Genomic DNA, 3,708 nt, shown 5'->3' on the forward strand with positions numbered 1-3,708 from the left:
GGCCGGCAAGATATGGAAGCAGACACGATAGCCGATCAGCTCGGCGAGATCGTGAAGTCCACAGCAGACAAGACCGAGCATGCCGTGCGCGAACGAATTTCCGATACGTCTCAGCGCCAAACCTAGCTTGATGATCCTGGATCAACGATAGCCGGCCTCTCCAGAAAGGGGCCGGTGTTGTCCGTCAAACGGTGACCCGCTCGAGTCACTTCAGAGCCGTGTGCGGACTGATGTCCCTTGCCGATAGTAATCCAGCGGATCAGGTTCTCTGGATTGTTGGCCAACCCGCCGCCGATAAGACGCGGTCAGCAAAACTGGCATCTAGGCGAGGACCGACATTGCACTTGAAGTTCGCAGACCGAGGATGCCGGTCCGCTCTGGGACGTAGGGCGACACCCCCACTTCACCCCCCAGCCAGCCGCGGCAGCAGAAAAATCTCCGCCCCCGGCGGCAGTTCCTTCGACCACGTATCGCGATAGATCGTCCCGTCGATGGCCACCGCGATGCCCTTCTCGATCCAGGGCTCGATGCCGGGATACTGTTCAGCCAGTTTCCTGAACAGCTCCCTTATGTCCTTGGCCTCGACCTCGACCTTGCTCTGGCCGCCGGCGAGCTGGCCCAGCGCGCCCCAGAGCGTCACTTCGACCATTAGGGCAAGAACCTCATTTTTGCCCTAGCCTCCCCGTTCCGCCTCGATCGCGGCGAGAACCCGTGGCGGCGACATCGGGATGTGGGTCATGCGTACGCCGGCGGCGTTGGAGACCGCATTGGCGATCGCCGCCAGCGGCGGCACGATCGAGGTTTCGCCGACGCCGCGCACGCCATAGGGGTGGTTGGGGTTGGGGATCTCGAGGATCTGCGTGTCGATCATCGGCAGGTCCGAGCAGACCGGGATGCGGTAGTCGAGGAAGCCTGCGTTCTGCAGGCGCCCGTCCTTGCCGTAGATATACTCCTCGTTGAGCGCCCAGCCGATGCCTTGCGCGGCACCGCCCTGGTACTGGCCCTCGACATAGGTCGGGTGCACCGCCTTGCCGGCATCCTGGATCACCGTGTAGCGGATCACCCTGGTCGAGCCGGTATCGGGGTCGACCTCGATGTCGCATATATGGGTGGCGAAGGAGACGCCGGCGCCGTCGGCGACGAGCTCGCTGTGGCCGGCGATCGGCCCGCCGGTCTTGCCGGAAGCAGCGGCGATCTCCTTCAGCGACAGGGCTGCAAGATTGCCGTATTTTTCGCCCTTGGCGATGGCGTGGCCGTTTTCCCAGACCACGTCGTCGACGGGGATGTCCCACGTCTGGGCGGCGCGCTCACGCAGGATCTTGATCGCGTTGCGGGCGGCCGAGATGGTCGCCATCGAGGACGAGAAGGTGCCCCGGCTGCCGTCGGTCATGTCGTTGTAGCCAAGCGAGGACGTGTCGGCGACCACCGCCTTGAGCTGGGCATAGTCGATGCCGAGCTCCTCCGCCGCCACCAGCGACAGCGACGCACGCGAACCGCCAACGTCCACCGTGCCGACGGCCAGCGACACCGAGCCGTCCATGCCGATGTTCAGGTCCACGCAGGTCTGGCCACCGAAATTGAACCAGAAGCCGCAAGCCATGCCGCGTCCCTGGTTCTTGCCCAGCGGCGCCTTCATGTGCGGATGGTGCTTGGCCGCCTCCAGCGTCGGGCCGATGCCGATCGGGCCGTAGACCGGGCCGTAGGAAGAGCGGGTGCCTTCCTGCGCGGCGTTCTTGATGCGGAACTCGACCGGGTCCATGCCGAGTTCCTTGGCCAACTCGTCGACGGCACTTTCCACCGCGAAAGCCGCCATCGGTGCGGAGGGCGCGCGGTAGGCCGCGGTCTTCGGCCGGTTGACCAGCACTTCGAAGCCGACCGTCTTGACGTTGTCGAGCTTGTAGCAGGCGAATGCCGTCATGGCGCCGATCTCGGCCCAGGTGCCGGCATAGGGACCGCTGGTGTAGCGCAGCGTCGCTTCGGCGGCGGTGATGGTGCCGTCCTTGCGAGCGCCGATCTTCACGTCGATCGAGGTGGCGCTGGTCGGACCCGAGGCGCGGAACACCTCGTCGCGGGTCATGACGAGCTTCACCGGCCGTCCCGCCTTGCGCGACAGCGCCAGCGCCACCGGTTCGGCCCAGACGTGGGTCTTGCCGCCAAAGCCGCCGCCGATTTCAGACGAGGTGACGCGCAGCTTCGAGGCTTCCAGCCCGAGCAGTTGCGCGCAATGCTGGCGGTAGACGAAATGGCCCTGCGTGCAGACCCAGAGGTCGGCGGTGCCGTCGGACGAGACGCTCGCCACGCAGGCATGCGGCTCGATATAGCCTTGATGCGTCTGCTCGGTCTTGAAGGAGCGCTCGACGATGACATCGGCGTGGCCGAAACCCTGATGGACATCGCCATGGCCAAACTGGCTGCGCTTGGTGACGTTGGACGGCTTTGCCGGCTTTTCCTCGAGACCCTCGGTGAAGATCGTGTCGTTGATCAACGGCGCGGTGTGCTTCATCGCCTCGTCGACATCGGTGACATGCGGCAACAGCTCGTACTCGACCTCGATCAGCTTCAGCGCCTGCCTGGCCGTGCGGGCATCGACGGCGGCGACCGCGGCCACGGCGTGGCCGTCATAGAGCGCCTTGCCGCGCGCCATGCAATTGTCGAGGACGTCGTACATGGCGGCGTCGCCATCGGTGAGATCGGGCAGGTCGGCGGCGGTGATCACCGCTTTCACGCCGGCGAGCTTTTCCGCTTTCGAAGTGTCGATCTTGAGGATCCTGGCATGCGCATGTGGGCTGCGCAGGACACGCCCGACCAGCTGTCCCGCCATGTTGAAGTCGGCGCCGTAGCGGGCGCGGCCCGTCACCTTGTCGACGCCGTCGGGACGGATAGGCCGCGTGCCGACGGAGGAGAATTTGCGGCCCGAAAAGCGTGGATCGAAGTTCATGCGTGCGCTCCCTTCATCACATTGGCCGCGTCCTGGACCGCGCGCACGATCTTGTCGTAGCCGGTGCAGCGGCAGAGGTTGCCGGCGAGGCCGAAGCGGATTTCTTCCTCGGTCGGATCGGGGTTCTTGGCCAAAAGGTCCTTCGCCGCGATCAGGAAGCCCGGCGTGCAGATGCCGCATTGCAGCGCTGCATGCTCAAGGAATTTCTGCTGCAGCGGATGTAACTGATCGCCATGCGCCATGCCCTCGACGGTCTCGATATGCCGGCCTTCGGCTTCAGCGCCGAGCACCAGGCACGAGCAGACCAGCCGGTTGTCGAGGATGATCGAGCAGGCGCCGCAGTCGCCCGTGCCGCAGCCTTCCTTGGCGCCGGTCAGCCCGAGGCGATCGCGCAGGACGTCGAGCAACGTCTCGTCGGGCTGGCAAAGGTATTCGACGTGATCGCCGTTGATTGTCGTTGAAACTGCTACACCGGCCATCATTTGCCTCCTGCGCGTGCGTAGGCGGTCGTCGCGGCCCGTCCGGCCAGCACGCCCGCAACTTTTCGTCTGAACTCGATCGTTCCGCGCTTGTCATCGATGGGGCGGCAGGCCCCGGCGCAGACCTTGGCGAGCCGCTCAAGTGCCGCCTCATCCAGCTTCCTGCCGATGAGAGCCTCGGCTGCTTCTTCCACCAGAAGCACGGTCGGGGGCGCGCGCCCCCCCCCCCCCCCCCCCCCCGCGGGGCGGGGACGCACCGCGAGCCACCGCCTCTCCCCCCCGCGGCCCCCC

The 3,708-nt window shown here is 65.7% G+C and carries 3 protein-coding genes and 1 pseudogene; all 4 read right to left on the reverse strand.

Annotated elements, in window-relative coordinates:
• Window positions 1-403: 403 nt before the first annotated feature.
• Complete coding sequence (locus tag NKH35_RS30895; RefSeq protein WP_023684042.1) at window positions 404-649, reverse strand: MoaD/ThiS family protein; 246 nt, start codon at window positions 647-649, stop codon at window positions 404-406.
• A 24-nt stretch (window positions 650-673) separates the two neighbouring features.
• Window positions 674-2,938, reverse strand: a complete 2,265-nt coding sequence (locus NKH35_RS30900; RefSeq protein WP_023702785.1) for a xanthine dehydrogenase family protein molybdopterin-binding subunit — start codon at window positions 2,936-2,938, stop codon at window positions 674-676.
• Window positions 2,935-3,417, reverse strand: a complete 483-nt coding sequence (locus tag NKH35_RS30905; protein WP_023684040.1) for a (2Fe-2S)-binding protein — start codon at window positions 3,415-3,417, stop codon at window positions 2,935-2,937. The genes NKH35_RS30900 and NKH35_RS30905 overlap by 4 nt, the downstream gene beginning before the upstream one ends.
• Window positions 3,417-3,638: pseudogene (locus tag NKH35_RS30910) on the reverse strand (FAD binding domain-containing protein); the annotation flags it as partial. The gene NKH35_RS30905 and the pseudogene NKH35_RS30910, both read right to left, overlap by 1 nt.
• Between the last annotated feature and the right edge of the window lie 70 nt (window positions 3,639-3,708).

It is taken from the genome of Mesorhizobium sp. M1143, assembly GCF_040318435.1.
Lineage (GTDB): Bacteria > Pseudomonadota > Alphaproteobacteria > Rhizobiales > Rhizobiaceae > Mesorhizobium.